Here is a 25781-nt window from a genome sequence, read left to right as displayed (position 1 = left end):
ATCCCGGCATCGGCCGCGGCAGCGGGCCGTGTCCGGTGCCGCGTCGACACGGCAAACACCCAGGAGATCGCCCATGAAAGTGCAAGGCCAGTGCCATTGCGGCGCCATCGTCTACCAGGCGGAAGTGGATCCGGACACCGTCGCCATCTGTCATTGCACCGATTGCCAGCGCCTGAGCGGTGGCATCTTCCGCGTGAACATACCGGCGGCCGCCGAACACTTTCGCATCATCAAGGGTGAACCGCGCCGCTACATCAAGACGGCGGACAGCGGGGCCAAGCGGGTGCACGCGTTCTGCGAGCACTGCGGGTCGCCGGTATATTCCAGCGCCGTGGAGAATCCGAAAACCTATTCCCTGCGCCTGGGCGCGCTGGACCAGCGCAATGAACTGGGGCGTCCGGTACGGCAGATCTGGACGCGGCGCCGTATCGGCTGGATGCCGCCCCTGCACGACATACCGGAGGTCGAAGGGCAGCCCTGAGCGGGACGCTTCGAAATCAAGCCCCTGGCCTGTCCTAATTACCAATTTTGGTATATGTTCGTATTTTGGGATGACGCGGCAAAGGGGAAGGTATGCGAGCAAGCGTGGCCAAGAGGCCGGGGTCTGCCTGTGCGCGCACGCGCCAGGCGCTGCACGCCGCGGCGGCGCTGTGCCTGGCGTGGCTATGCCTGGCCACGCCGGGCGTCCAGGCGGCAGACGGTTATCCCGACCATCCCATCACCCTGGTGCTGGCCTATCCGCCCGGCGGCGGCACCGATCTGGTCGCGCGCTTGCTGGCGCGCGAGCTCGACAAGGTGCTGGGCGTCAACGTCGTGGTGGAGAACCGGCCCGGCGGCGCCAGCGTGATCGGGACCAGCGTGGTGACCCGCGCCGCGCCCGACGGCTATACCTTGTTGCTGGCCGACCCGGCCTTCGCCACCAATCCCAGCCTGATGCGGCACTTGCCGTACGATCCGCAAAGCCTGACGCCCGTTGCCACCGTGACGGTGTCGCCGCTGGTGCTGTCGGTACCCGCCGCTTCTCCCATCAAGAGCCTGGGCGACCTCGTGGCCGCGGGCAGGCAAAGCCGCGAAGGCGTGACCTTCGCTTCCGCCGGCCTGGGTTCCAGCCCGCACCTGGCGGGCGAACTGCTCAAGCTGCGCACGGGGGCGAATCTCGTGCACGTCCCCTACAAAGGAAGCGGGCCGGCGATGACCGACCTGATCGGCGGCCGTATCGACTTCGCCTTCGCGACTTTGCCGGCCGCGTCGCAATACATCCTGAAAGGGCAATTGCGGGGGCTGGCGACGACGGGCGATACACGCAGCAAGCTGCTGCCCGAGCTGCCCACCGTCGGCGAGACCATTCCGGACTTCCGCGTGCAGTTCTGGACGGCGCTGCTGGCTCCGCGCGGTACGCCGGCCGCCGTGCTGGAAAAGCTGAACGCGGCCGTCAAGACGGCGCTGCAAAGCCCAGCCATGCTCAGCGGGCTGGAGCAGGCCGGCGAACATCCCACGTATATGACGCAGGCGCAGACCGCCGCCTTCATCGCCGCGGAAAACAGCAAATGGTCCAAGGTCATGGCCGAGGGCAATATCCACATCCAATGAGGGCCCAGGACCGTATCGGCGCCCGATGAGCGCCCGGGCAAAAATCGTATCCAGTGCGCGGATGCCGCCCCACGCGCACGTAGGCATGGACAGCCGCCCCCGGCAGCCGATAAGCTTCGCCGATTGATCGCGAGGAGGAGCTCACCATGACCAACAATAACGACCTGGACTATCTGCCGCGTGACGCGGCGCATGCCACCCTCGTGGGGCGCGTCTGGCGTCCCGCGCCCATCGACGGGCCCAGCATCGTTGCGGTGCGCAACGGGCTGGTCTACGACATCACGGCCACCGCGCCCACCATGGCCGATCTGCTGGATCATCCCGATCCGGCCGACGTTGCCCGTTCGGCGCCCGGCGAGTCGCTGGGCCCGGTAGGGCCGCTGTTGCAGGCCAGCATCCGTCACGGCGGCGCGGACGCCGCCGCCCATCCCGCGGCTATGACCCTGCTGGCGCCGTGCGACGTCCAGGCGATCAAGGCCTGCGGCGTCACCTTCGCCGTCAGCCTGCTGGAACGGCTGATCGAGGAGCGCACGGGCGGCGACGCCGGCGCCGCGCAAGCCATGCGCGCGACGCTGCAGGAAACCCTGGGCACCGACCTGCGCCGCATCAAGCCCGGATCGGAGGGCGCGCTGCGGCTGAAGGAAACCCTGATCAGCCGTGGCGCCTGGTCCCAGTACATGGAAGTGGGCATCGGCACCGACGCCGAAGTGTTTTCCAAATCGCAGCCCATGTCGGCGGTGGGCTTCGGCGCCGATGTCGGCCTGCTGCCCGCGTCCGAATGGAACAACCCCGAACCGGAGATCGTGCTGGCCGTGAACAGCCGCGGCGAAACCGTGGGCGCCGCCCTGGGCAACGATGTCAATCTGCGCGACATCGAAGGCCGCAGCGCGCTGCTGCTCGGCAAGGCGAAGGACAACAACGGCTCCTGCGCCATCGGTCCCTTCATCCGCCTGTTCGATGCGCACTATGGCATCGACGACGTGCGCGACGACAGCGTGTCGCTGCTGATCGAGGGCCAGGATGACGGCTTCGTGCTGAACGGCGTCAGCCATATGCGCGAGATCAGCAGGGACCCATTGGAACTGGTGGCGCAGACCTACGGCCGCCACCACCAGTATCCGGATGGCTTCATGCTGTTCCTGGGCACGATGTTTTCGCCTATCCAGGACCGCGGCACGCCGGGCAGCGGCTTCACCCACAAGGTGGGCGACCGCGTAACGATCGCTTCCCCGGGCCTGGGCAAGCTGGTCAATACGGTACGGATATGCACCGAGATCCCGCCGTGGACCTACGGCGTGCGCAAGCTGTACGCCAACCTGGCGCGCCGCGGACTGCTCCGCTAGGCGGCGGTTCCGCCGCTCGGGCGCACGCCGCGGATTGTCGGCCGCGCGCGCCCCTGTCATGGTTTTGAAGGCGGCTTGCAAGCATCGCGCCGCCTTACGACACGCCCCTGTCGATTGACGAAAAGCTGAATGAATGGCGCCGTGCGAAGGCACGGCGCTTGCTGTGCTGCGCGCGATTTTTCCGTGTTTTTCAGGGTCTTTGCCGGGTATCGTCCCCGGCTGAAAAACCCCCAGGATTTCTTCAAGGGCGCAGCAGACAGCCGCATGGGGCAATGAGCCAGGTATTCGATAAAGCCGCAGTCCTGTGCGTAAAGCTGGTGCTGATAGGCACCGCGGGACTTCTCGCCGTGTCGATCGCAGTGGTCGTCTGGCAGATGAATGCGCCCGTGGCCGGCGGCGTCGCGGTCGCCCAGCCCATACCCTTCAGCCACAAGCATCACGTCGGCGATGACGGCATCGATTGTCGTTATTGCCATGTGTCGGTGCAGACCTCCGCGTCAGCCGGCATGCCTTCGGCCGAAATCTGCCTGACCTGCCACGCGGTATTGTTCAAGGACGCGCCCGTGCTGGCGCCGCTGCATGCCAGCGCGGCGACCGGCATACCCATACATTGGAACCGCGTCTACGATTTGCCCGACTTCGTGTATTTCGATCACAGCGTGCATGTCGCCAAGGGCGTGGCCTGCGGGACCTGCCATGGCCGGGTGGACCAGATGCCGCAGCTGGTGCGCAACCAGCCGCTGGAAATGCAGTGGTGCCTGGATTGCCATCGCGCGCCGGACAAAAGAGTGGGGCCGCCCGACAAGGTATTCGCCATGCGCGATCCGCCTGCGCTCTCGGACGACGATGTCGCATCGCTGCGGCGCATCTACCACTTCGAAAGCGAGGATCGCATGACCAGCTGCACGACGTGCCATCGCTGACCGGGGGCGCCATGCGTACCATTCCTATCCATCACGCTACGGACGATCCCGGGGAAGATGCCCGCGCCGCGCTTGCTGGGCCGGACGATCCGGCGCGCCGGACACTGCTGAAATGGATGGCAGCTTCCGCGGCGCTGGCCGCGGCGGGCTGCAGCGGCCCCCCTGACGAAGCGATCGTTCCTTATGCGCATATGCCGGAGGGCGGTCCGGGCGATGAACCGGTTTTCTATGCCAGCGCGGTGACCCGGGGCGGTTACGCCCAGCCGGTATTGGTGGAAACCCATATGGGCCGGCCCACCAAGATCGAAGGCAATCCGCTGCATCCCATGAGCCAGGGCGCGACCAGCGCCTGGGCCCAGGGGGCCATCCTGCAATTGTGGGATCCGGATCGCTCGCGCACGGTGATGCGGGGCGAGGCGGTGTCGGATTGGACAGCGGCGCGCGACGCGCTGGTGGAGCGCCTTGGCGTCCATGCGGCCGACGGGGGCGCGGGCCTGCGGATATTGACCGGCGGTAGCACCTCGCCGACATTGGCGCGGCAACTGGACGCGCTGGCGGCGCGCTATCCCAATATGCGGCGCTATCGGCACGATCCGCTGCATGATGCCGCCGCCGAAGCCGGTGCACGGCAGGCGCTGGGATATCCCGCGCATGCCCTGTATCGCCTGGACCAGGCCAGCGTCGTCCTGGCCGTGGGCGCCGACCTCTTCATGGATACGCCGGCCGGTGTGCGCTACGCCCGGGACTTCGCGCGCGGCCGCGGCGATGCCGCGCCGGCCGGTGCGCCCAGCGACGCGCAGGCCGCCGCCCGCGCATCGCGGCCGCGCCTGCGCCTTTACGCCATGGAGGCCATGCCCGGCCTGACCGGCGCGATGGCCGACCAGCGCTGGGCCATGACGCCCGCTGCCATGGGCGCGGTGCTGCGTCGCCTGGCCCATGCGCTGGGCGTGCCGGGCGCGCCGGCGCCGGAAGGACAGGGCGCACCTTGGGAATCCCGCCTCGCCGATGAACTGAAGAAGCACGGCGGCGCCGCGCTGGTCGCGGCCGGGCCCGCGCTGTCGGTGGAAGACCATGCGCTGGCGTGGTCCATCAACGCCCATCTGGGCGCCGCGGGCAAGTCGGTCATGCCGGTCCGGACGCAGGCGGTGCCCGGCATGGGCGCGCTGCTCGCCGACATGCGCGACGGCCGCGTCGACACCCTGGTCCTGATCGATACCAACCCCGTCTACGACAGCCCCGGCGCGCAGCGCTTCGCCGACGCGCTGCGACGCGTGCCGCTGTCGATGCACCTGGGGCTTTATCGCGACGAGACGGCGCGCGCCTCTACCTGGCACATACCGCGTGCCCACGAGCTGGAAAGCTGGAGCGACGCGCTGGCCTGGGACGGCACGCCGACGATCCAGCAGCCGATGATCGCGCCGCTGCATGGCGGGCATACGCCGCACACGCTGCTACGAGTGCTGCTGGATGGCGCGGAGGCGGATGCGCACGCGGAAGTCCGCCAGACGTGGCAGGCGCGCTGGGGCACGGATTTCGAGCAGCGGTGGCCCGCGGCCTTGCGGGCAGGGCAGGTGGACGGCGCGTCGCCCTCCAGCGCCGGAAATCCTGGCGTTGCGCCTGTGGCCGCCGCGCCGGCAAGCGCGCAGCGCCCGCCGCAGGGCGCTCCAGCGGGGCCGCAAGGCGATCAGCCTCCAAGGGGTGGCGGCCCGTTCACGCTACCCGACCCCGCGCGGCGCACGCCTGGCCAACTGATCGCCCAGGTCATCCCGGACCCTTATCTGGGCGCAGGCGCGGACGCCAATAACGCGTGGCTGCAGGAACTGCCGCGTCCGCTGACCCGCCTGGTCTGGGACAACGCGGTATTCATCGGGCCGCAGACGGCGCGGGCCCATGGTCTGGCCACGGGCGATGTGGTGCGGCTGACGGCGGACCACGGCGCAACCGTGGGCGGCCCGGTGCACATACTGGAAGGCCATGCCGAAAACGCGGTGACCCTCCACCTGGGGTATGGGCGCCGGCACGCCGGCCGCGTGGGCGATGGCGTCGGCTTCGATGCCTACGTGCTGCAAGGCAGCGACGGCGCGGGCATGCCGCTGCCGGCCGTGGCCGTCGCGATGGAACGCACCGGCCGCACGCACGCGTTCGCCCATGTGCAGACCGAGATGTCCACGCACGGCCGCGATATCGTGCGCGTGGAGGACATCGGGGCAATCCCGCCCGCGAAGGCGGCGTCCCCGGCAGGGAGCGCGGCGCAGCCGGGGGAAAAGGCCGGCAAAAAGCCCGAAGGCCCCGAGCCCACGCTGTACCCGGAGGTGGAATACCCGGACTACGCCTGGGCCATGACGATCGACCTGGACAAGTGCATCGGCTGCAATGCGTGCACCGCCGCGTGCCAGGCCGAGAACAATATCCCCGTGGTGGGCGCGGAAGAGGTGCGGCGTGGCCGCGTCATGCATTGGGTGCGGGTGGACGTCTACCGCGAAGCGCGCAAGACCTTGTTCCAGCCGGTACCTTGCATGCATTGCGAAAACGCGCCTTGCGAGCTGGTGTGCCCGGTCGGCGCCACGGTGCACGATGCCGAGGGCCTGAACGCGCAGGTGTACAACCGGTGCGTGGGGACACGCTTCTGCTCGAACAACTGCCCATACAAGGTCAGGCGCTTCAATTTTTTCGAGTATTCCGATCGTTCCGAGGATGCCGCCGCGCATCAAAACCCCGACGTCACGGTACGCCAGCGCGGCGTCATGGAAAAGTGCACGTATTGCGTGCAGCGGATCAGCCGCGCGCGCATCCGCGCGCAGAAGGAAGACCGGCCGCTGCGCGACGGCGAGGTCGTCACCGCGTGCGAGGCCGTGTGCCCCACGCAGGCCATCGTGTTCGGCAACTTGAACGAGGCCGGCAGCCGCGTGAATGCCACGCGCGCCTCGCCCCGCGCCTATACACTGCTGGAGGAACTGAATACGCGTCCCCGCACGCGTTACCTGGCGCGGCAGGCGGATGCCGACGCCCGCCTGGAGCCGGACGATGCCTGATACCTACGCCAGCATCACCGATCGCATCTCCGACATCGTCCTGGCGCGCCGCCGGGCCGGCCCGGCGGGATGGCGCGCCGGATGGCGCACGCATTGGCGCTGGCGGGCCTTGTTCCTGGTCACCTTCGCCGCCACGCTGGTGTTCTGCGCCGCCAGCGCCTGGCTGTTCGTCGTCGGGGTGGGGCTGTGGGGGGTGAACATTCCGGTGGCGTGGGGATACGCGCTGGGCAATTTCGTCTGGTGGATCGGTATCGGCCACGCCGGCACCTTCATTTCCGCGGTGCTGTTGCTCTTGCGGCAGCAATGGCGCACCTCCATCAATCGCTTCGCGGAGGCCATGACGCTGTTCGCCGCGAGCATCGCCGGCCTGTTTCCCATCCTGCACCTGGGCCGCCCCTGGTTTGCCTACTGGCTGCTGCCGTATCCGGACCGCATGAACCTGTGGCCGCAGTGGCGCAGTCCGCTGGTGTGGGACATCTTCGCCATCAGCACCTATCTGCTGGTCTCGCTGATGTTCTGGTATGTCGGCCTGATCCCGGACCTGGCGACGCTGCGCGACCGCGCCCGCGGCCGCGCGAAACAGATCGCCTACGGCCTGTTCGCCCTGGGATGGCGCGGCGACGCGCGCCATTGGGCTCGTTATGAAAGCGCCTATCTGCTCCTGGCGGGGCTGGCCACTCCCCTGGTGGTCTCCGTGCATACGGTGGTCTCGCTGGATTTCGCGATCGGCAACACACCGGGCTATCACTCCACCATTTTTCCGCCGTACTTCGTGGCGGGCGCGCTGTACTCCGGCTTCGCGATGGTGTTGACCCTGGCGATCCCGCTGCGGCATTACTTCCGGCTACACGACCTGATCACGATCCGGCACCTGTCGCTGGCCGCGCGCGTGCTGCTGGCCACGGGCGCCATGGTGGCCTATGGCTATGTCTCGGAAGCGTTCATGTCCTTCTATGGCGGCGACGAATTCGAGATCGCCATGACCATGGACCGCTGGACGGGCGCCTACGCGCCAGTGTACTGGGCCGTCATCGTCTGCAATGTGCTGATCCCCCAGGTGTTGTGGAGCCGGCGCGTCCGCACCAGCCCGGCGTGGCTGTTCGCCATCAGCATCGTCATCAATCTGGGCATGTGGATGGAGCGCTTCCTGATCGTCGTGCAAAGCACGCATCGGGACTTCATGCCATCGGCCTGGGGCATGTTCGTGCCCACCGCCTGGGATTGGACCTTCCTGTTCGCGTCGATCGGCATGTTCGCCTGGTTGTTCCTGCTGTTCCTGCGCTTCCTGCCGATGATCTCCATGAGCGAGGTGCGCGAAATGGAATACGAAACGCGTGGGCCGGCCGCGGCCGGCGCAGGCGGCGCTCCGACGCCACCCGCGGGCGCCCCCGCATCGCGGAGGCCGGACGCATGAAGCCGCGCCTGTACGGCCTGATGGCGGAATTCCGCCAGCCCGATGCCCTGGTGCGGGCGGCGCGCGCCGTGCGCGAACAGGGCCACGCGGACATCGAGGCCTATGCCCCCTTCGCAGTGCCGGAACTGCCGGAGGCCGTGGGCTTTACCGGCAGCCGCGCGGTGCCGCGCGCGACGCTGGCCGGCGGCATCCTGGGCGGGACAGGCGGGTACTTCATGCAGTGGTACGCGGCGACCCAGTCCTATCCCATCAACGTAGGCGGCCGGCCGCTGCACAGCTGGCCCATGTTCATCCCGGTGACTTTCGAGCTGACCATCCTGTGCGCGGCGATCTTCGCCGTGGTGTCGATGCTCTGGGCAAATGGCCTGCCGCGGTTGAACCACCCCGTCTTCGCGACGCCGGACTTCGATCTGGCCAGCCGCGATCGGTTTTTCCTTTGCGTGCGGCTGCCGGAAGGATGCACGCAAGACGATGAGGCCTGCCATGCCGCGCGCGCGGTGCTGGCACGGCAGCAACCCATCGCGGTCCGCGAGGTGCCGGCATGAAGTGCCTGGGCGCGACCTGGCCGGCCATGCGAGCCCTGTCCCTGGCTTGCCTGCTGGCGTCGCTGCTGGCCGGCTGCGAACGCGCGGCGCAGAACATGTACGACCAGCCGCGCGGCAAGCCTTACCGCGCGAGTCCGCTTTTTCCGGACGGGGCCATGTCGCGCACGCCGCCGCCCGGCACGCAGGCCTACGCGCGCGGCAGCCAGGCCGATACGACCAGCGGCAGGGAAGGGACCGAGGACGTCAGCCGCGATGCGCGGGCGCAGGGCGCGACTTCCCTGCCGGATCCAGTCACGCCGGCGATGCTCAAGCAGGGCCAGACACTCTATGGCGTGTACTGCATGCCATGCCATAGCCCCGTGGGCGATGGGGACGGCCGCATCGTCGAGCGGGGCTTTCCGGCGCCGCCCACCTATCACAGCGACCGGCTGCGCGGCGTGCCGGACCGCCATATCTACGACGTCATCAGCAACGGCTATGGCGTGATGGCGCCGTACGGCAACCGCATCCGGCCGGAGGACCGCTGGGCCATCGTGGCCTTCGTGCGGGCCTTGCAGCTCAGCCAGCATGCCCAGGTGTCGAAGCTGCCGCCCGATGTGCGGGGCCAGGCGCAGTCGGCAATGACGTCCGGGGGCAGCCCATGAGCATGGACCCGGGCAAGCGCCGCGAGACGGATACGCGCAGGCGCCCCGATACGGATACGCAGGTGCGTCGCGAGGCGGATACGCTGCGGCGCCGCGGTCTGGCGCCGCTTTGCGCCGGCATCGTTCTGCTGGCGCTCTGCGCGCTTGGGGCGTTCCTGGACGCCCGCGGCTTCCTGGCCGCCTGGTTGACCGCCTGGTGGTTCTGGATGGGGCTGGCACTGGGCGCGCAGGCCACGCTGTGGCTGCAGCGCCTGACGGGGGGCGCGTGGATCGTCCCGATCGCGGTCCCCTTGGACCGCCTGCGAGCGGCCGTCCCGGCCGTGGGCATCCTGATACTGCCCGTGCTGGCCTGGCCCGGGCTCATCTATCCCTGGGCGCGCGCCGGCTGGCTCGACACGGCGACCGAGCCGGCATTCCGGCATTTCTGGTTCACGCATGCGGGCATGGCGCTGCGTGTCCTGGCATGCGCCGCCCTGTGGAGCATCCTGGCGCGTATCGACGGGGCCGGGCGGGGCGCGTCCCGGCGCGCCGGCTATGCGGCAACGGGCCTGCTGCTGTATGCGTTCACGATCAGCATCGTTGCCGTCGACTTGCTGATGTCGCTGACGCCGGAATGGTATTCGACCGCGTTCGGCTTCGTGATCCTGACCGCCCAGCTGCAAGCCGCGATGGCGGCGGCCGCATGGGTGGGCGCGCGCCGCTCGTCCAGCGGCGTGCGCGGCGACCTGGGCAACCTGCTGCTGATGTACGTGCTGACCTGGGCCTACCTGGCCTTCACCCAGTTCCAGATCATCTGGGCAGAGAACCTGCCGGCCGAAATTTCCTGGTATCTGCCGCGCCTGCACGGTGCCTGGGAAGCCATGGGCATCGCCTTGGTGGTGGCGGGATTCGCCGTGCCGGTGCCTTTGCTGCTTTCCCACGCCTTCAAGCGGTCCGCGGGGGGATTGCGCGCGGTCGCGGGCCTTTTGCTGGCCGTCGCCGTAGGTCAGACCGCATGGTGGGTGTTGCCGTCGGTCGGCGCGTCCGGGGAGCCGGTAAGCGCGCATGCCGCCTGGATGCTGGCACTTGCGCTGGGCGGCATGGGGCTGGTGACGCTGGCCGCGTCCATGCTGTTTCCCACGGCGCTGCCGCCTGTTGTCCGCGCGGAACAGGCGGCGGAGGAGGGCAAGCATGCGTGACCGCATCGGCATACGTTTCGCAATGGAGGACGGTAAACATGCGTGACGGCATCGACGTACGGCGCGTGGCCCGCATCGGCATCGGCGCGATCGTCGTCCTGGTGGTGGTCGTCGCGGGCGCAATACGCTTGACTTCGCGGTGGGACGACGACCGTCCGCCTGGCCAGACCGCCGCGCCCCGGTCCTGGATTTCCGGCCCGCTGCTGGAAACCCAGCCCCAGGCCGACATGGCGCAATATCTGCAGGCCAAGCGCAAACTGATGGACGGCTATGGCTGGGTCGACCGCCAGGCCGGTATCGCCCGTATCCCGCTGGACAAGGCCATGCAGGCAGTGGCGGAAGGAGCCCGTCCATGAGGCGGGTGCTCGCGTGGTCCAGGACCTCCCGCGAGCGGGCGGCATGGTCGCCGCTGCTCTTGCTGGTGCTGCTCCTGCTGGTGTCGCCGTGCCTGGCGAGGATGGCGGCGGCTCCCCCGGACGCCGCGGCGCTGGCGTTCCGCCAGCACCCCGGCCGCGCCTTGCCGCCGGCTCAGGGACTGCGCGACCAGGACGGGCGCGCCGTGAGCCTGGCCGACTATCTGGGCAAGCGGCCGGTGATTTTCGTGCTGGGCTATTACCACTGCCCCGTGCTGTGTTCGACGCTGATGGATGCCGTGCTGGAGCGCGTGCGCGGCATCGGCGTACCGTTCGAGGTGGTTGCGGTCAGCATCGACCCCACGGAGACGCCAGGCGACGCCGCGCGCAAGTATGGCTATTACCGCGGCCTGACGAATACGGGCAGCGCCACGGATCTTGCCTCGCATCTGCATCTGCTTACGGCGACGCCCGCGGCCATCGCCGCCTTGACCGACGCGGTCGGATTTCCCTACCAGCGCGATCCCGACAGCGGCCAGTACTATCATCCCGCCGGCTTCGTGGTCCTGACGCCGCAGGGGCGCATCTCGCGCTACTTCCTGGGCCTGGGCTTCTCGGCGCGCGACGTCAGGCTGGCCTTGGTGGAAGCGTCCAGCGGCAAGGTGGGCGGCCTGGCCGATCGCCTGGTGCTGCTGTGCTCGCACTACGATCCCGCCACCGGCCGCTACAACGTCGCCGCCATGGCCATGGCCCGCGCCGCCGGCCTGGGCACGCTGCTGGCCTTGCTGTGGGGTCTGTTCGCGCTGCGCCGGAGAGGCGGCAAGGGGGGGCATGCATGACCGCGACGCCCACCCTGATGCCGGCCGCCGCATCGGCGATCGCCCACCGCACGGACGCCTTGTTCTACAGCCTGCTGGGCCTGTCGGCCTTCATGGCCGTGCTGTTGACCGTGCTGGCCGTCGTCTTCTGCATACGCTACCGCAAGGGCTCGGGCGCGGATCGCCGCAATGCGCCGGAACATGCCAATGGCCTGGAATGGACCTGGACGATCACGCCGCTGCTGGCCTTCATCGGCCTGTTCCTGTGGGGCGCCTACGACTACAGCGCCCTGACGCGGCCGCCGGATGACGCCATGCCGGTCTACGTGGTCGCCAAGCAATGGGTGTGGACGGTGCAGCATGCCAACGGCAAGCGGGAAATCGACGAGTTGCACGTACCCGTCGGCAAGCCGGTGCGCCTGCTGATGAGCTCGCAGGACGTCATCCACAGCTTCTACGTCCCCGAGTTCCGCGTCAAGCAGGACGTGCTGCCGGGTCGCTACACCAGCTTGTGGTTCACCGCCAGCCGCGCCGGCACCTATCACCTCTTGTGCGCGGAATTCTGCGGTACCGACCATGCCGCCATGGGCGGCGGCATCGTCGCCATGCCCCCCGAGCAGTTCTCGCGCTGGCTGGCCCAGGGCCAGGACGGACCCGACCTCGTACAGCGCGGCTACCAGCTGTTCCGCGAACATGGATGCATGGGCTGCCACGATGCCCGGTCCAGCGTCCATGCGCCCGACCTGGACCACCTGTTCGCCCGCCGCGTCTTCCTGCAGGACGGCCGCGTGGTCGTCGCGGACGAAACCTATATCCGGGATTCCATCCTGGAGCCGCGCAAGGACGTGGTGGCGGGCTACGCGCCCATCATGCCTTCGTTCGCCGGCCAGTTCAGCGAGCCGGACCTGATGGCGCTGATCGCCTACCTGAAGTCCGATCGTCCCAAGGAGGCCGCCCCGCGATGACCCTGCACACCTATTTGAACGACGGCTATTCCCTGCGATCCTGGCTGCTTACGCACGATCACAAACGCATCGCCATCCTGTATGCCGTCAGCATCACGGCGTTCTTCGCCATCGGCGGCTGCGCGGCCGCGCTGATGCGGCTGGAGCTGGTGACGCCCCAGGGGGATCTTGTCAGCGCCGACACCTATAACAAGCTGTTCACCGCGCACGGCGTGATCATGGTGTGGATGTTCCTGATCCCGTCCATCCCGTCGGTGCTGGGCAATTTCCTGATTCCCCTCATGCTGGGCGCGGAGGACCTGGCGTTCCCGCGGCTGAACCTGATGAGCTGGTACTTGTACGTCATCGGCGGCACCTTTACGCTCGCCGCGCTGGTGCTGGGCGGCGTGGACACGGGATGGACGTTCTATACGCCGTTTTCCACGATGTTCTCGCACAGCAACGTGGTGATCACGCTGTTCGGCGTCTTCATCGTTGGCTTCTCGTCCATCCTGACGGGGCTGAACTTCATCGTCACGGTGCATACGATGCGCGCGCCGGGCATGGGGTGGTTCCGCCTGCCGCTGTTCGTCTGGGCCAACTACGCCACCAGCATCATCCTGGTGTTGGCCACCCCGGTGCTGGCCATCACGCTGCTGCTGCTGGCCGCGGAGCGATTGTTCGGCATCGGCTTCTTCGATCCGCAGCTGGGCGGCGATCCGCTGCTGTTCCAGCATCTGTTCTGGTTCTACTCCCACCCGGCGGTGTACATCATGGTCCTGCCCGCCATGGGCGTGGCCAGCGAGATCATTCCCTGCTTCGCGCGCAAGCGCGTCTTCGGCTATCGCAGCATGGCCTATGCCATCATCGGCATCGCGGTGATCGGCTTTTTGGTGTGGGGACACCATATGTTCGTCAGCGGGCAGTCCGTCTACGCCAACATGACGTTTTCGCTGCTCAGCTTCATGGTGGCCGTGCCGTCGGCCATCAAGGTCTTCAACTGGACAGCCACCCTGTACAAGGGATCCATCACCTTCGGCGCGCCCATGTTGTACGCGCTGGGTTTCGTGGGGCTGTTCATGATCGGCGGCCTGACCGGCCTGTTCCTGGCCACGCTGGCCATCGACGTCCACGTCACCGACACCTATTTCGTCGTCGCGCATTTCCACTACATCATGGTGGGCGGCGCGGTCATGGCCTACCTGGGTGGGCTGCATTTCTGGTGGCCGAAGATCAGCGGGCGCATGTACCCGGAAATGCTGGGGCGCATCGCCGCCGTCACGATTTTCTTCGGCTTCAACCTGACGTTCTTTCCGCAATACATCCTGGGCTATGACGGCATGCCGCGCCGCTACCATGCTTACCCGCCGGAATTCCAGGTCCTGAATATCCTGTCGTCCATGGGCGCGGCGGTGCTGGCGGTGGGCTATCTGCTGCCGCTGTGCTACCTGCTGTGGTCGTGGTTCCGCGGGCAGCCTGCGGGCGACAACCCCTGGGACGCCAGCGGCCTGGAATGGCATACGCGCTCGCCGCCGCCCAAGAACAATTTCGACACGCCGCCCGATGGCGGCCATGATCCCTATGACTATGCGTCGAGGAGCGCTTCATGAACCCTGCGTGCCAGCCATGGCTCGCGGGTCCCGCCAGGGGAACCCGTGTGAGCGCGGCCTACAGGAGTTCCCCATGAGCGAGACCGCCCTGGACCTGCCGGACACCGCGCGCGCCTACCAGGCGCGCCTGGGCATGTGGGTGTTCCTGGCCACCGAGATGATGTTCTTCGGGCCCATCTTCTTGGCCTACGCGGTCGGCCGCCTGCATCTGCCGCACGCCTTCACCGCGGCCAGTCATCATACCGACGTGGTGCTGGGTACGATCAATACGATGGTGCTGCTGACCAGCAGCGCCGCGATCGCGTCGTCGACCGAGTGCGCGCGCGGCGGCGCCATGCGCCTGGCGCGGCGGCTGATGTGGCTGACGGTCGTGCTGGGCTGCGTGTTCCTGGCCATCAAGGGCTACGAGTACGTCAAGGATGTGCGGGAAGGCCTTTTTCCCGCCGCGGGCTTCCATGCGGCCGGCCTGGCCGGGGAAGCCGGCGCGCGGCTGTTCTTTTTCCTCTATTTCGTCGCCACCGGGCTGCACGCGGTCCACCTGACGGTGGGCATCTGCCTGGTGCTGGCCGTCTTGCGCCAGGCCGCGCGGGCGCCGGCCGTTCCGGTGCTGCGGCGGCTGGAAGCCACCGGCCTCTACTGGCATTTCGTCGATATCGTGTGGGTGTTCCTCTTTCCCATCCTGTACCTGGCGGGGAGGGCGTCATGACGGACGGCGCGACGGCTGCGCGATCTCGGGCGGGGAATTCGAGCGTGGCAAGGAGATCATCATGAGCGGCGGTACCCTGACGCCCGAACTTCGAAGGCGGCTGCTGGGCGTACTGGCCGTGTGGCTTGCGCTGGTGCTGTTCGCCGCGCTGACCGTCGGCACGGCCTATATTCCGCTGGGCGCGGCCAACATGGCCATCAACATCCTGATCGCCGCCATCAAGGCCGTGCTGATCGCGGTGTTCTTCATGCACCTGGCCAGCCCCTATGCCGTACCCCGCATGATCGGCATCATCGCGGCGACCATGTTGATCGTCATGTTCGCGCTCAGCGGCGTGGACTACTACACCCGCGACGGCCGGCCCGACGTTCCGCGGGCGGGCGCCCCTGCCATATCGCGCTAGCGCACGATCGGGCTAGCGCTTGCCCGGCGGCTGCGGACTGTTGGCCGGATTGGTGTCGAGCTTCGTCACCTCCAGGATACCGGCCGGCTCACCCAGCGCCGACAAGTCCGCGCGCAAGGCATCCGCGACGTCCTCGCCGTAGACGGCCTTGTCCCCCACGTACACCGTGAAAACCCGCTGGTACTTCGACTGCTTGGCGGGATTCCGGATGGTGTCCAACGTCCATTGGTACAGCGGGTATCCCTGGACACCTTCACGCTCGGCTTCGGCCACATAGCCGGCGAAGGCGTCGTACTGGGAAATGAACGTCGCGTGATGCGTGGCCAGCACCGCGTACAGCCTCGCGAGCTGCGGCGTGTTCCGTTTTTCCCGGTATGCATCGGCCAGTTCCTGGGAAACGTTCATCCGCACCTGATACTGCCATGCCTGTGCCATCGATATCCTCTCTTTGCCGGCATCTGGCCGGCCCGCCGTCGGGTGCCCATCCGCGGTGTAACGCTTATCGCCGTGGGCGGCGCAGCCCAGGAGCAGGAAAACCAGCAAGGATAGCCATCTGGCCATGATGTTCTCCCGATGTTGGGCGAGATCACGGGCAGATTAACACCCGTCGTCCATCCGGCGCTCGCATCCGGCTCAGCCGAATTTGCGTGCCGCATCCAGCGCCAAACCGGCACCAATGCTGCCGAAGAGGTCGCCTTCGACGCTGCGCGCGTGGGGCAGCAGCGCGGAAATGCGTTCGCGCAATCGCGAAATCCTGCTGGAACCGCCAGTGAAGAATACGGTATCGATGCCTTGCGCGGCGACATCCGCATCGCGCAGCAGGGCGGCGACGGTATTCTCTATGCGGTCGATCAAGGGGGCGGTGGCGCGCTCCAGGTCCGCGCGTGTCAGGTCCAGGGCGAGGCCGCCGGCGATGCGTCCAAGGTCCGCGCAGGTGGATGCGGCCTCGGAAAGTTCTATCTTGGCCTTTTCCACCTGCAGCGCCAGCCAGTGTCCCGCACGTTCCTTGACCAGGTGCAGCAGCAATTCGATCTTGTCGCGCTCCGCGGCATTGGCGTGAATGTAGGAGAGATGCTCCCAGGCTTTGTTGGTGTACGCGAAGTTGATCGTATGCCAGGAGGCCAGGTTGAAGTACTGCGTGGACGGCACGTCCTTGCCGCTGCGCAGCTGGCGGCCCAAGCCCAGCAGCGGCATGAAGCTATGCAGGCTCAATTGCCGGTCGAAGTCCCCGCCGCCGATATGGACGCCGCCATGGGCCAGGATGTCCGCGCGCCGGTCCGGCATGGCCGCGCGGCCAGGGCCAAGGCGGATCAGCGAGAAATCGGAAGTGCCGCCGCCGATGTCGATGACCAGGACGAGTTCCTCGCGGGAGATCTGGGATTCGTAGTCGAACGCCGCGGCCAGGGGTTCGTACTGGAATTCGACATGGGTGAATCCCACCGCCGCGGCGATTTCGCCCAGCGTGTCCTGCGCGAGCTGGTCGGCGGCCGCATCGCCATCCACGAAGTAGGCCGGCCGGCCGAATACCGCCGATGTGAATTCGCGGCCCGCGGCCTCCTGCGCGCGCAGCCGCAACTGTGCGATGAAGTGGGTCAGCAGCGCGCGGAACGGCACCCCGCGTCCGCGGATCTCCGTGTGGCCGTCGATCAGGGAACTGCCCAGCAGGTTTTTCATGGATCGCATCAGGCGACCATCGTAGCCGGCCAGGTAGTCGGCCAGCGCGGCGCGTCCGTAGCTGACCGCCGCGTCTTCGTCATGGAAGAAAATCGCCGACGGCATCGTCGGCTTGCCGTCTTCGAGCGGCAGCAGGGGAGCATGGCCGGGCCGTTTCCAACCCACGGCGGAATTGGAAGTGCCGAAATCGATCCCGCAGGCAAGCGCGGGCGAGGGGATAGTCATAAATGCGAACGCCCCGCGCCGATCCGACGCGGGGCTCATGTCAGGCTAGTGAAGGCGAATTGTACGACCGGCCGTCGTCTGGTACCGCGGCGGCCCGTGGGCCGTAGTGCCGGCCATGGTGTCGCGTCGCTTCACTCCGGCCGGATGCCGGCCTTTTCCACGATGCCTTGATACACCGAGGTCCCGCTCCGTATCAGCCGATCGAAGTCCGCGGCCGAACCGCCGGCCACTTCGAAGCCGGCGGTGTCCAGTTGTTCGCGCACGGCTGGCGTGCGCATCGCCTTTTCGACTTCGTCGTGCAGCCTCGCGACCACCTGTGGCGGCATCTTTGCCGGGGCCAGCAGGCCGACCCAGGTATTGGGCAACGCAAAGCCTGGTACGCCTGCTTCGGCCAAGGTCGGGACATCGGGGGCGGCCTTGGCGCGTTGCGCCTCCAGTACGCCCAGCACCCTCAGCTTGCCTGTCTTGACGAAGGGCAGGACGTTGGACAGCACCAGGATGCCGACCGGCACCTGGCCGCCCACGACGTCGTTCAGTGCCGGCGCGCCGCCCTTGTAGGGCACGTGCATCAGGTCGATGCCCGCCATGGCGTTGAGCAGCTGCCCGCCCAGATGCTGCGACGTGCCTATGCCAGCCGTGGCATAGGACATCTTTCCCGGATGCGCCTTCGCATAGGCGATCAGCTCCTTGATGTTGCCGATAGGCAAGGACGCATTGACCACCAGCGCCTGCGGCGCCGTGCCGACAACGGCGATGGGGGTGAAGTCCTTGACTGGATCGAAGGGCATGTTGCGGGTAAAGAAGGGCAGCGTGGTGTGCGGCGGTCCCACCTGCATCAGCAGGGTATAACCGTCCGGCTGCGCGCGGGCCACGAAATCCGAGCCGATCAGGCTATTGCCGCCGGCGCGGTTGTCGACGATCACGCTTTGCCCCATGTCCATGCCCATGCGCTGCGCGATGGACCGCGCCACCGTATCGGCGGCGCCGCCGACCGCGAAGGGAACCACCATGCGGATGGCGTGGTCCGGATAGGAGGACTGGCTCCAGGCCGGAAGCGGCAGGGCGCACAGGGCTGCGACGGCAAGACGGATGATGGGCTTCATGATGTCTCCTCGGGGCCAGCCAGCGGGCCTTTCTGTTCGCGCATCCGGCTCGCCTGCCCGGGCCGTCGCGCGCGCTGGCGCCGGCCTGCCGTCACGGCTAGAGTTCGAAGCGGTCGGCGTAGCTCAGTTCGCGGATATCGTTGCGGTTTACCCAGTGCGCCAGTTCGTCATGGCGGGGGAACCAGACATCCGGAAAGGCGCGCAGCTGGGTCAGGATCCGATCCAGCATGGCGCTGATCAGCGGACGCCCGCCGAAGTGGCCATGCATCGTGATGTTGATGAATCCGTTCGGTTCCTTGCGGTGCAGGTATTCGAAGGTGTCCAGGTAGCACTGCAGGAAATCGCGCGGCGAGGCCCGCAGCACGCGGTTGTCGGCATAGTCGCTGTGCGGGATCGCCACCAGGCGGCCCTTGGGCGTATCCAGCTTGCAGGGCAGGTCCAGATAGTTGTAATCGCCGTGCCACAGCATGCCGGCCTCGGCGAGCAGCGAGGACGTGCGCTCCGTGACCGCGATCGTCGAGCTCAGCCAGCCGCACGGACGCACGCCTGACACGCGTTCCAGGATATCCAGGCTGCCGTGGATCACGTCCCGCTCTTCCCGCTCGTTCAAGCCGGGCAGCACTTGATCCTGCGCATAGTTGTGGCCGGCCAGTTCGAAGCCTGATTTGACGATCTGCTTGACCACGGCCGGGAACAGCTCCGCCACGCGGGCGTTGACGCAGAAGGTGGCGGGCAGGCCATGGTCGCGCGCCAGGCGCATGAGCCGATAGGCGCCCGCCCGGGCGCCGTATTCGGACCATTGAATGCCCGTCAAGTCCAGGGCGCCGGGCCTGGGCGGGCTGGTCATCGGGGAATAGGGCGGGGCCTTGCCCTCGGACCAGCTTTCAACCAGGAATGTCAGGACGACGGCGGTACGGGCGCCATTGGGCCATAGCGTAGGGGTGGAGGGCATCGTGCATCCGGAAAAAGGTTGCGTCAGGGGGGGCAGCCGTTCATTCGCGGCAATGTGCAACCGCGCCGCCTGCACTATGCGATTCGGGCGCTCCAAACACAATTTGAATTTTCATAATTAAAATTAAGGTTTCCTAGGGACTTGCCATGGCCGCGCCGCTCAAGATCCAGCAATTGCGCCAGTTCGTCATCGCCGCCCGCAACCAGAGCTTCCGCGTCGCGGCCTTGGAAACCCATCGTTCGCAGGCCGCCATCACCCTGGCCATGCGCGCCCTGCAGGAGGAAGCCGGTGGCCAATTGTTCGAGGACGGCCATCAGGCGCGCTTGACGCCCTTGGGCCAGGCGCTGCTGCCGCTGCTGACTGAACTGATCACGGTGCACGACCGGGTGCAGAACGAGATGCGCCGCATCGTTCGGGGCGAGCAGGGGTCGGTGACGCTGTCCTTGATGCCCTCGCTGGCCGAGGAATGGCTGCCCGGCATCCTGCGCCGCTATCGCCAGGCGCATCCTGGGGTCAAGATCCACGCCGCCGACGTGTCCTCGCCGCGCGTGGCGGAAATGGTGGAAAGTGGCCTGGCGGAACTGGGTGTGGCCGGCCTGGCGACACCCAACGTGCTGCTGCGCGCCACGCCGGTGGCGCGCGATACCTTCGGGGTGGTCTGCAGGCCCGATCATCGCATCGCGGCGGCGGGCAAATCGGTGCCGTGGAAAGCCTTGCGCGACGAGACGCTGATCAGCAACACCACTTTTCATGCCTTGCAGGGGCATGATCTGGGCAGGTGGCTGGAAACGCCCGATCTCGTCTTGCAGAATCGCGGCTCGCTCATCGCCGCGGTTCAGGCCGGATTGGGCATTACCGTACTGCCGACCTTGGCGCGTCCGCCGGCGTCGCACGGATTGGCCTTCGTGCCGCTGACCGCGCCGCGCGTGACGCGCATCATCGGTACGCTGCGGCGCGCTGAGCAATCGCTGCTGCCGGCCGCGGTACACATGCACGAGCTCATGCTGAAAAGCCTGGCCGAATTCGCGCGGGCGCGCGGCGCGACCAGCCTTATATAGCCCGGTCGATGCCGTGGTCCGGCTTACACGTAGCAAGGCCCTTCGATCAACGGATGGGCGGCCAGGAAGTCCTGGTCGATGCGCAGGCCGATGCCCACGCCGTCGTGCGGCTGTACGCAGCCGTCCTGATCCAGCGCATACGGCGCCTGGTCCATCATCTCGTCCCGGAAGGGATTCAGCGCCGTGACGTCCGCCTCGAAGTAGCCGGGATTGTCCACCGCGCACAGGTAATGGATGGACGTCGCCATATTGATCGCGGTTGCCGACGTATGCGGGTTCACCGTCAGTTTCAGCGCGCCGGCCATGGCGGCCACGCGCATCGCCTCGGTCACGCCGCCCACCTTGGACAGGTCGGGCTGCACGTATCCCACGCTGCCCGATGCCAGCAGCGGGCCGAATTCGTAGCGGGTGTAGTGGTTTTCACCGGCGGCCAGCGGGACGCGTCCCAGCCGGGCGGCCACCGCGTAGGCGTGATGATCATGGGCGGGAAAGGGCTCTTCAAGCCAGACGACCTGGCATTCATCGTAGGCCGGCATGACGCGGCGCACGTCCTCGATGCGATAGTTCGTATTCGCGTCGACCAGGATGTCGATGTCTTCGCCCACCGCCGCCCGCACGGCGCGCACGCGCGCGATGTCGCGTGCCGGCGTGTCCCCGACGCGCAGCTTCAGGGCGCGGTAGCCTTGCTCCACCAGGCCCAGGGCTTCCTGCGCCAGGCTTTCGGGCGCCTGCCAGCCCAGCGCGATCCCGCCCGCATAGGCCTTGACCGGCCGCGCGGCGCCGCCCAGCAGGCGATACAGCGGCCATCCGGTGAGCTGGCAGCGGATGTCCCACAGCGCCAGGTCCACCCCGCTCAAGGCCAGCGCGGCGGCGGCGCCCATGCCGTGGCTGGCGAACTGCATCTTCAGGACCCGCGCCGTGACGCCGCTGACGTCACGCGGGTCCATGCCCAGGACCAGTTCACGCATGGTGGTATCGATCAGTTTGGCGATGGCGCCAGGGCAGCGGCCGTGATGGGCTTCGCCCCAGCCGACGACGCCTTCGTCGGTCTCCACGCGCACCAGCACGGCGTCGCGCTTGACGCTGCGGCCGATGCCCAGGCGCACGGATTTGTTCTCCGGAACAGGAAAGGAGATTGGGACGGCTTTGAGATCGGTGATTCGCATAGTGTCTTCCTCTCGAACTGGCCCGCGGCTCAGGCCTGGGCCATTGCGTCCTTGTTCACCCAGTTCACGGGCGCTTCCCCGCGCAGAATGCGCAGCATTTCGTCGACCGCGCCCTGGCTCATGCGGCGCATGCTGGCGGTGGTGGTACCGGCCAGGTGCGGCGTCAGCAGAATGCCGGGATGCCGGAACACCTCGGCATCGACCGGCAGGGGTTGGACATCGTGCACGTCCAGCGCGGCGCCGCCCAGCCGGCCTTCGCGAATCGCCGCGAGCAACGCCGCGGCGTCCACCACGGGCCCCCGCGCCACGTTGATCAACAGCGCGTCCGGTTTGGACAGGGCGAGGGCCGGCGCGTCGATAAGCCCGCGCGTCTGTTCGTTCAGCGGGCAGGCCAGCACGATCACATCGGATTCGCGCATCAGGGTGGCCTTGTCGACCGCCTGCACACCTGCCGGCAGGGTCTGGGGGCGGCGGGTCAAGCCCAGCACGCGCATATCCATCGCTTGCACCAGGGCCGCCAGCCGTCCGCCGATGGCGCCCACGCCCACGATGCCGCAGGTCGCGCCGGCCAGCTCGCCGCCGCCTTCGCCGTAGGCGCGCGCCGGCGCCCAACCCTGGGCGCGCAGCATCGCGTCCACCGCCGGCAAGCGGCGCCGCAGATGCAGCATCGCGGCCAGGCAGTATTCGACCACCGAAGCGGTGTTGGATCCCGGGATGTTGGCGACCGGGATGCGATGCCGGTTGGCCGCCTCCATGGGAATCATGTCCAGGCCCACGCCATGCCGCACCACGCCTTTCAGGCGGGAGGCTCCATCGAAAATATCGGCGGGCAGCACGTTGCGTACGACCAACCCGTCGGCATCGGCCACGGCGGCCTTCAGCGTGTCGGGGCGGGCATCCGGCGGCACGCGCACCGTTGCATGCTCGGCCAGGCGGGCGTGTTCGTCGGGATGGATGGCGCTGGTCAGCACCACGATGGGTCGGGAGTTCATCAGGAGTCGCTCGCCACGATGGGGTTGCGCAGCGCGCCCAGGCCCTGGACTTCGGCGATCATCGCCGAACCGGGCCGCAGCCATGCCGCGGGTTGATGGGATGCGGCCACGCCGGCCGGCGTGCCGGTTGCAATGATATCGCCCGGGTCCAGCGGCATCTGGGTGGAGGCATGCGCGATCAGCGCCGCGATGCCGAACACCAGGTCCGCCGTGTTGCCGGCCTGGCGCACGGTGCCGTCCAGCCGCAGCGTGACGTCCAGCGCGCCGGGCGTGGCGACCTCGTCGGGTGTGGCGATCCATGGCCCGCAGGGGCAGAAGGTGGGCTGGTTCTTGCCGCGTACGAAAGCCTTGTCGGCGCGGACCATATCGCTGGCGCTGACATCGTTCAGCGTCAGGTAGCCCGCGATGTGGGCCGGCGCCTGCGCCGCGTCGATGCGCAGTGCGGTGCGCCCGATCACCACGGCCAGCTCCGCCTCGTAGGTCACGTTGCCGACGTCGGCGGCCAGGCGTACCGGTTCGTCCGGCCCGATCACGGTACGGCCCGACTTGATGAAGATCACGGGCGACGCAGGCGGCGCCATGCCGCGTTCCTTCAAGGCGTCGTGGTAGTTGAACGCAGCGCCGACGATCTTTCCGGGGCGGGGCAGCGGGGCCGCGAGCCGTGCGCGGGACAGCGGGATCCGCGCCGCGTCGGCGTAGCGGCATTCCCGCAATCGCGCCGCCAGTGCCGTCAGGTCCATTTCGACCCAGGACAACATATCGGCGGGCAGCGCGGCCGCCCACGCATCGTTGCCGGTCAGCGTGACGTCGACCACGCAGGGTTCGCCGGGACGGCGATCATCGATGAAGCCGGGCACCAGGCGGCCGTCGCCGCGATAGAAGGAAACGAATCGCATGGGCGGTCTCAGGCAACGCGGTAGCGGTCGAGAATGTCGCGCTTGATCTCGATGCCCAGGCCGGGGCCCGTGGGAATGCGCACGACCCCGCGCCGCTGCTCGATGGGCTCGACGGTCAGCAGGTCGCGGAAGGGGTTCTCGCATTGCTCGAACTCCAGCAGCGGCGGCATGGGGCGGAAGCTGGGCGGCTGGTCCGGCAGGGCCGCCAGGAAATGCAGCGTGGCGGCCAGCCCGATGGCCGAACCCCACGCATGGGGCACGCATTCCACGCCGTGCGCCAGGGCCAGCGCGGCGATCTTGCGGCATTCGCTGATCCCGCCCGCGGCGCACACGTCGGGCTGCACGATGTCCATGGCCTTGCGCGCCACGATGTCGCGAAAGCCCCAGCGCGTGAACTCGTTCTCTCCGCCGGCCACCGCGATATCCAGCGCGCGCGTCACTTCCACATAGCCGTCCAGGTCTTCCGGCGAGATCGGTTCCTCGAACCACTCGATATCCAGTTGCTCCAGTTCGCGGCCCAGACGGATGGCGGCGGGCACGCTGAAGCAATGATTGGCGTCGACCATCAGCCGGATGTCGTCGCCCACGGCCTCGCGCACGGCGGCCACCCGCTGGATATCCAGCTTGGGCGATCCCAGGCCGATCTTCATCTTGATCGCCTGGAAGCCCTGGGCCACGTAGTCGCCTGCCTCTTCCACGGCTTCCTCGATCAGGCGATCCATATCGATGAAGTACAAGCCCGTCGCATAGGACTGCACTTCGGTGCGATGCGCGCCGCCGATCAGCTTGTGCACCGGCTTGCCGCACACCTTGCCGATGACGTCCCACAGCGCGATATCGATGCCGCTCAGCGCCGAGATCGCCATGCCGGTGTTGCCGTAGTCCTTGATGCGGTTGTACAGGTCTTCCCAGATGACCTCCACGTCGAAGGCATCGCGGCCGACGATGCGCGGACCGTACTGCGATTCGATATAGGCGCGCGCCACTTGCGCCGGGCCGTAGCACTCGCCCCAACCGACCACGCCGTCGGCCGTTTCGATCTCGACGATGCAGGAGCCGCGCGTCTTGTACAGCCAGCCGCGCGAGGAGGTGAAGGGCCGTTCGACCGGTGCGGCGACGACGTGGCAGGTGACTTTCTTGATCGTGCTCATTGTTTCCTCAGTGCTTGAATACCTTGGCGGCCACGCTGTTGAGCGTCGCCTGGACGTTCTGGACTTCGGTGTCCAGGGCATTGCCCTTCATGTCGTCCACCAGAAAGCCGTTCTGCTGGGCGAAGGTCTTGAACTTGTCGCTCTGGATGGCCTTGGAAAAGATGTCGATCAGGCGCTGGCGCACTTGCGGCGATACACCGGCCGGGGCCACGACATAGGCCATCTGCACCAGCGGGCCGTAGGGATAGACGTCGTAGCCCTTTTCCTTGAAGGTCGGCACGTCGGGGTAGACCTGCAGCCGTTCGTTGCCGAACACGCCGATCGGCCGTACATAGCCCGCGTCGATCTGCCCCTTGCTTTCCGACGGCTTGAGCACCGCCGCCTGGATCTGCTTGCCGGCCAGGTCGGCGATCACGCGCGAGCCGCCGGGGTAGGGCACGTTCACATAGCCCACGCCTGCGGCCCGCGCGGTCATTTCCGCGAAGATGTGGTTCAGGTTGTTGGTGCCCGGCGTGCCGATGGATACCTGGCCCGGGTTCTGCTTCATGTGCGCGAGGAATCCCGCCAGGTTCGCCGGGCCGTCCTTGGGTACCAGCAGCATCAAGGGGTCGGTGGAGACGCGGGCGATATGGGCGAATTGCTCGTTGCGCAGCGGCGTCAGGTTCTGCGCGATCTGCGCCAGCGTCGAGCTGGTTCCCATGCCGACCACATAGCCGTCCGGCGGGGCGGCGGCCACCTTGCCCAGGCCAATCGCGCCGGTGGCGCCCGGCGCGTTTTCCACGACCACCGTGATCTTCTGCTGCTCGCCGATGATCTGTTGCAGCTCGCGCGCCGCGATGTCGTTCGAGCCGCCCGCGTTCCACGGGATGATGAAACGGATGCTGCGGTCGCCCGGGAAAGTGTCGGGCGCGGCGGTGGCGGTCGTTACCGCGCAGGCGCAGGCCAAGGCGCCTGCCAGTCGGGATAGCAAGGACATGCGGGGTCTCCTCCGTATGGGCGCCTGCCAGGCGCGTGGCGTGGCTCTTTGGCCGACGTTCCGAGGCATACTATCATTCGTTATA

General features: G+C 67.6%; 25 protein-coding genes. 16 read left to right on the top strand and 9 right to left on the bottom strand.

Annotated elements, in window-relative coordinates; genetic code table 11:
- Window positions 1–73 precede the first annotated feature (73 nt).
- The 15 genes from AKI39_RS13420 (at window position 74) to AKI39_RS13350 (ending at window position 15503) form a co-directional block, all read left to right on the top strand.
- Window positions 74–481 (top strand): GFA family protein, encoded by a 408-nt coding sequence (locus AKI39_RS13420; RefSeq protein WP_066636742.1) that lies wholly within the window; start codon window positions 74–76, stop codon window positions 479–481.
- Between the two features lie 92 nt (window positions 482–573).
- Complete coding sequence (locus AKI39_RS13415) at window positions 574–1590, top strand: tripartite tricarboxylate transporter substrate binding protein (protein ID WP_066636739.1); 1017 nt, start codon at window positions 574–576, stop codon at window positions 1588–1590.
- Between the two features lie 146 nt (window positions 1591–1736).
- Window positions 1737–2933 (top strand): fumarylacetoacetate hydrolase family protein, encoded by a 1197-nt coding sequence (locus AKI39_RS13410; RefSeq protein ID WP_066636738.1) that lies wholly within the window; start codon window positions 1737–1739, stop codon window positions 2931–2933.
- A 272-nt stretch (window positions 2934–3205) separates the two neighbouring features.
- Entirely contained in the window at window positions 3206–3856 is a 651-nt protein-coding gene (locus tag AKI39_RS13405; protein ID WP_066636736.1) for a cytochrome c3 family protein, read from the top strand.
- Window positions 3857–3867: 11 nt separating this feature from the next.
- Window positions 3868–6888, top strand: a complete 3021-nt coding sequence (locus AKI39_RS13400) for a 4Fe-4S dicluster domain-containing protein (RefSeq protein WP_066642937.1) — start codon at window positions 3868–3870, stop codon at window positions 6886–6888.
- On the top strand, window positions 6881–8302 hold the full coding sequence (gene nrfD / locus AKI39_RS13395) for an NrfD/PsrC family molybdoenzyme membrane anchor subunit (RefSeq protein WP_083228836.1): 1422 nt from the start codon (window positions 6881–6883) through the stop codon (window positions 8300–8302). Before AKI39_RS13400 ends, nrfD begins: the two co-directional genes overlap by 8 nt.
- Window positions 8299–8847, top strand: coding sequence for a DUF3341 domain-containing protein (locus AKI39_RS13390; protein WP_066636733.1), 549 nt, complete (start codon window positions 8299–8301; stop codon window positions 8845–8847). Before nrfD ends, AKI39_RS13390 begins: the two co-directional genes overlap by 4 nt.
- On the top strand, window positions 8844–9491 hold the full coding sequence (locus AKI39_RS13385; protein ID WP_235610643.1) for a c-type cytochrome: 648 nt from the start codon (window positions 8844–8846) through the stop codon (window positions 9489–9491). Before AKI39_RS13390 ends, AKI39_RS13385 begins: the two co-directional genes overlap by 4 nt.
- Window positions 9488–10669 (top strand): hypothetical protein, encoded by a 1182-nt coding sequence (locus AKI39_RS13380; RefSeq protein ID WP_145925271.1) that lies wholly within the window; start codon window positions 9488–9490, stop codon window positions 10667–10669. Before AKI39_RS13385 ends, AKI39_RS13380 begins: the two co-directional genes overlap by 4 nt.
- Before the next feature lie 38 nt (window positions 10670–10707).
- The gene (locus AKI39_RS13375) at window positions 10708–11025 is read left to right on the top strand and encodes a hypothetical protein (protein ID WP_066636724.1); all 318 of its coding nucleotides are present in this window, start codon (window positions 10708–10710) and stop codon (window positions 11023–11025) included.
- Window positions 11022–11861 (top strand): SCO family protein, encoded by an 840-nt coding sequence (locus AKI39_RS13370; protein ID WP_066636723.1) that lies wholly within the window; start codon window positions 11022–11024, stop codon window positions 11859–11861. Before AKI39_RS13375 ends, AKI39_RS13370 begins: the two co-directional genes overlap by 4 nt.
- A complete protein-coding gene (gene coxB / locus AKI39_RS13365; RefSeq protein WP_066636722.1) occupies window positions 11858–12805 on the top strand; it encodes a cytochrome c oxidase subunit II in 948 nt (315 codons plus the stop codon). The genes AKI39_RS13370 and coxB overlap by 4 nt, the downstream gene beginning before the upstream one ends.
- Complete coding sequence (ctaD, locus tag AKI39_RS13360; RefSeq protein WP_066636720.1) at window positions 12802–14394, top strand: cytochrome c oxidase subunit I; 1593 nt, start codon at window positions 12802–12804, stop codon at window positions 14392–14394. The genes coxB and ctaD overlap by 4 nt, the downstream gene beginning before the upstream one ends.
- A gap of 73 nt (window positions 14395–14467) precedes the next feature.
- Window positions 14468–15100: a cytochrome c oxidase subunit 3 gene (locus AKI39_RS13355; protein WP_066636718.1), complete on the top strand. Its 633-nt coding sequence runs from the start codon at window positions 14468–14470 to the stop codon at window positions 15098–15100.
- Between the two features lie 61 nt (window positions 15101–15161).
- Window positions 15162–15503 (top strand): cytochrome C oxidase subunit IV family protein, encoded by a 342-nt coding sequence (locus tag AKI39_RS13350; RefSeq protein ID WP_066636715.1) that lies wholly within the window; start codon window positions 15162–15164, stop codon window positions 15501–15503.
- A gap of 12 nt (window positions 15504–15515) precedes the next feature.
- Here AKI39_RS13350 and AKI39_RS13345 read toward each other — a convergent pair whose 3' ends face one another.
- The 4 genes from AKI39_RS13345 to AKI39_RS13330 all read right to left on the bottom strand — a co-directional run bounded on the left by AKI39_RS13345 (window position 15516) and on the right by AKI39_RS13330 (window position 19457).
- Complete coding sequence (locus tag AKI39_RS13345) at window positions 15516–16064, bottom strand: hypothetical protein (RefSeq protein WP_083228834.1); 549 nt, start codon at window positions 16062–16064, stop codon at window positions 15516–15518.
- Between the two features lie 72 nt (window positions 16065–16136).
- Entirely contained in the window at window positions 16137–17402 is a 1266-nt protein-coding gene (locus tag AKI39_RS13340) for an Hsp70 family protein (protein ID WP_066636714.1), read from the bottom strand.
- Between the two features lie 131 nt (window positions 17403–17533).
- A complete protein-coding gene (locus tag AKI39_RS13335) occupies window positions 17534–18505 on the bottom strand; it encodes a Bug family tripartite tricarboxylate transporter substrate binding protein (RefSeq protein ID WP_066636710.1) in 972 nt (323 codons plus the stop codon).
- 97 nt (window positions 18506–18602) lie between these two features.
- Window positions 18603–19457 (bottom strand): polysaccharide deacetylase family protein, encoded by an 855-nt coding sequence (locus tag AKI39_RS13330; protein WP_066642930.1) that lies wholly within the window; start codon window positions 19455–19457, stop codon window positions 18603–18605.
- A 146-nt stretch (window positions 19458–19603) separates the two neighbouring features.
- On the opposite strand from AKI39_RS13330, the gene AKI39_RS13325 reads away from it, so the two are divergent.
- Window positions 19604–20515: a LysR family transcriptional regulator gene (locus AKI39_RS13325; protein WP_066636707.1), complete on the top strand. Its 912-nt coding sequence runs from the start codon at window positions 19604–19606 to the stop codon at window positions 20513–20515.
- A gap of 23 nt (window positions 20516–20538) precedes the next feature.
- Here AKI39_RS13325 and AKI39_RS13320 read toward each other — a convergent pair whose 3' ends face one another.
- Genes AKI39_RS13320 through AKI39_RS13300 form a run of 5 tightly spaced genes read right to left on the bottom strand, consistent with a single transcriptional unit; the run spans window position 20539 to window position 25696 of the window.
- Window positions 20539–21681, bottom strand: a complete 1143-nt coding sequence (locus tag AKI39_RS13320; RefSeq protein ID WP_066636701.1) for a mandelate racemase/muconate lactonizing enzyme family protein — start codon at window positions 21679–21681, stop codon at window positions 20539–20541.
- A 29-nt stretch (window positions 21682–21710) separates the two neighbouring features.
- Complete coding sequence (locus tag AKI39_RS13315) at window positions 21711–22673, bottom strand: NAD(P)-dependent oxidoreductase (RefSeq protein ID WP_066636696.1); 963 nt, start codon at window positions 22671–22673, stop codon at window positions 21711–21713.
- Window positions 22673–23569 (bottom strand): fumarylacetoacetate hydrolase family protein, encoded by an 897-nt coding sequence (locus AKI39_RS13310; protein WP_066636693.1) that lies wholly within the window; start codon window positions 23567–23569, stop codon window positions 22673–22675. Before AKI39_RS13310 ends, AKI39_RS13315 begins: the two co-directional genes overlap by 1 nt.
- A gap of 8 nt (window positions 23570–23577) precedes the next feature.
- The gene (locus AKI39_RS13305) at window positions 23578–24720 is read right to left on the bottom strand and encodes a mandelate racemase/muconate lactonizing enzyme family protein (RefSeq protein ID WP_066636682.1); all 1143 of its coding nucleotides are present in this window, start codon (window positions 24718–24720) and stop codon (window positions 23578–23580) included.
- Window positions 24721–24727: 7 nt separating this feature from the next.
- Window positions 24728–25696 carry a tripartite tricarboxylate transporter substrate binding protein gene (locus AKI39_RS13300; RefSeq protein WP_066636668.1) on the bottom strand — a complete coding sequence of 323 codons (969 nt, stop codon included), beginning with the start codon at window positions 25694–25696 and terminating at the stop codon, window positions 24728–24730.
- Window positions 25697–25781 lie beyond the last annotated feature (85 nt).

This window comes from Bordetella sp. H567 (assembly GCF_001704295.1).
Taxonomy (GTDB): domain Bacteria; phylum Pseudomonadota; class Gammaproteobacteria; order Burkholderiales; family Burkholderiaceae_B; genus Bordetella_C.
This window is presented reverse-complemented; position numbering and strand designations above follow the sequence as displayed.

Coding starts and splice junctions, on each gene's coding strand:
- AKI39_RS13420 (WP_066636742.1), top strand. CDS start 74: ATGAAAGTGCAAGGCCAGTGCCATTGCGGCGCCATCGTCTACCAGGCG.
- AKI39_RS13415 (WP_066636739.1), top strand. CDS start 574: ATGCGAGCAAGCGTGGCCAAGAGGCCGGGGTCTGCCTGTGCGCGCACG.
- AKI39_RS13410 (WP_066636738.1), top strand. CDS start 1,737: ATGACCAACAATAACGACCTGGACTATCTGCCGCGTGACGCGGCGCAT.
- AKI39_RS13405 (WP_066636736.1), top strand. CDS start 3,206: ATGAGCCAGGTATTCGATAAAGCCGCAGTCCTGTGCGTAAAGCTGGTG.
- AKI39_RS13400 (WP_066642937.1), top strand. CDS start 3,868: ATGCGTACCATTCCTATCCATCACGCTACGGACGATCCCGGGGAAGAT.
- nrfD (WP_083228836.1), top strand. CDS start 6,881: ATGCCTGATACCTACGCCAGCATCACCGATCGCATCTCCGACATCGTC.
- AKI39_RS13390 (WP_066636733.1), top strand. CDS start 8,299: ATGAAGCCGCGCCTGTACGGCCTGATGGCGGAATTCCGCCAGCCCGAT.
- AKI39_RS13385 (WP_235610643.1), top strand. CDS start 8,844: ATGAAGTGCCTGGGCGCGACCTGGCCGGCCATGCGAGCCCTGTCCCTG.
- AKI39_RS13380 (WP_145925271.1), top strand. CDS start 9,488: ATGAGCATGGACCCGGGCAAGCGCCGCGAGACGGATACGCGCAGGCGC.
- AKI39_RS13375 (WP_066636724.1), top strand. CDS start 10,708: ATGCGTGACGGCATCGACGTACGGCGCGTGGCCCGCATCGGCATCGGC.
- AKI39_RS13370 (WP_066636723.1), top strand. CDS start 11,022: ATGAGGCGGGTGCTCGCGTGGTCCAGGACCTCCCGCGAGCGGGCGGCA.
- coxB (WP_066636722.1), top strand. CDS start 11,858: ATGACCGCGACGCCCACCCTGATGCCGGCCGCCGCATCGGCGATCGCC.
- ctaD (WP_066636720.1), top strand. CDS start 12,802: ATGACCCTGCACACCTATTTGAACGACGGCTATTCCCTGCGATCCTGG.
- AKI39_RS13355 (WP_066636718.1), top strand. CDS start 14,468: ATGAGCGAGACCGCCCTGGACCTGCCGGACACCGCGCGCGCCTACCAG.
- AKI39_RS13350 (WP_066636715.1), top strand. CDS start 15,162: ATGAGCGGCGGTACCCTGACGCCCGAACTTCGAAGGCGGCTGCTGGGC.
- AKI39_RS13345 (WP_083228834.1), bottom strand. CDS start 16,064: ATGGCCAGATGGCTATCCTTGCTGGTTTTCCTGCTCCTGGGCTGCGCC.
- AKI39_RS13340 (WP_066636714.1), bottom strand. CDS start 17,402: ATGACTATCCCCTCGCCCGCGCTTGCCTGCGGGATCGATTTCGGCACT.
- AKI39_RS13335 (WP_066636710.1), bottom strand. CDS start 18,505: ATGAAGCCCATCATCCGTCTTGCCGTCGCAGCCCTGTGCGCCCTGCCG.
- AKI39_RS13330 (WP_066642930.1), bottom strand. CDS start 19,457: ATGCCCTCCACCCCTACGCTATGGCCCAATGGCGCCCGTACCGCCGTC.
- AKI39_RS13325 (WP_066636707.1), top strand. CDS start 19,604: ATGGCCGCGCCGCTCAAGATCCAGCAATTGCGCCAGTTCGTCATCGCC.
- AKI39_RS13320 (WP_066636701.1), bottom strand. CDS start 21,681: ATGCGAATCACCGATCTCAAAGCCGTCCCAATCTCCTTTCCTGTTCCG.
- AKI39_RS13315 (WP_066636696.1), bottom strand. CDS start 22,673: ATGAACTCCCGACCCATCGTGGTGCTGACCAGCGCCATCCATCCCGAC.
- AKI39_RS13310 (WP_066636693.1), bottom strand. CDS start 23,569: ATGCGATTCGTTTCCTTCTATCGCGGCGACGGCCGCCTGGTGCCCGGC.
- AKI39_RS13305 (WP_066636682.1), bottom strand. CDS start 24,720: ATGAGCACGATCAAGAAAGTCACCTGCCACGTCGTCGCCGCACCGGTC.
- AKI39_RS13300 (WP_066636668.1), bottom strand. CDS start 25,696: ATGTCCTTGCTATCCCGACTGGCAGGCGCCTTGGCCTGCGCCTGCGCG.